Here is an 818-nt window from a genome sequence, read left to right on the forward strand (position 1 = left end):
GCAGACCAGCATAGCCCATGGTGGTGACGATCGACATTGCTTGACCTGCCGCCGCACCACCAGCCCTGCCTGCGGCGGCGAAAACCGCGGGGACAATGTTGGCCACGCCAAAGCCGGATGCTGCCAGTGCACAGAATACGATTACGAGATTGGAGGCCACGATAAAGACGAGGACGGAGACGGCGCAAACCATGGTTGAGACCAGCAACAGCGTTGTCGGCCCGGTCTTCGACGTCATCCAATCGCCAGTCAGCCGGCCGATCGCCATCGTCGTCGCAAAGATGGCAAAGCCATAGGCACCGGTGCTTTCGGCGGCGCCAAAAATCGTCACAATGTAGACTGCGCTCCAGTCCATCATGCCGCCTTCAGCCAGAAGAGCGAGGAATGCGATCACGCCAAGCAGGAACAAATGAGGTCGCAGAGCTGGGTCGAGCGAGCCGCGCCTTGCCCCAACGCTTTTGACGCGCTGATCGGCACTCACTCCACTCCTCGAACCACTCAGAGCAACTGCTGCGAGGCAGGCGACGCTCAGGCCCGCCGCGCTCATGCAAACGGTCAGAGCGCCGCCATTGGCAAGGATTTGACCCACAAGGAAGGCGCCGGTCAAATTGCCTAGGCTGAACGCGCCGTGAAGCGACGACATTATATGTCTATTGACGCGGTTTTCGAGCACCGAGGCGTCGGTGTTCATCGATACGTCGAGAGTGCCGAAGCCGGCGCCGGCCACGAAGACGGCAGCGGCCAGCAACGGAACGCTCGCCACGTGCGGCACAACCACGAGGGCCACTGCGAAGACCAGCGCCCCGCAAATACTGATG

General features: G+C 61.4%; 1 protein-coding gene. It reads right to left on the reverse strand.

From position 1 onward, the window contains the following. On the reverse strand, positions 1 to 787 hold a 787-nt coding region (locus tag EOA86_RS36735), incomplete at its 3' end, for an MFS transporter (RefSeq protein ID WP_206630269.1). Positions 788 to 818: the final 31 nt, after the last annotated feature.

The organism is Mesorhizobium sp. M5C.F.Ca.IN.020.32.2.1, assembly GCF_004023105.1.
Classification (GTDB): domain Bacteria; phylum Pseudomonadota; class Alphaproteobacteria; order Rhizobiales; family Rhizobiaceae; genus Mesorhizobium; species Mesorhizobium wenxiniae.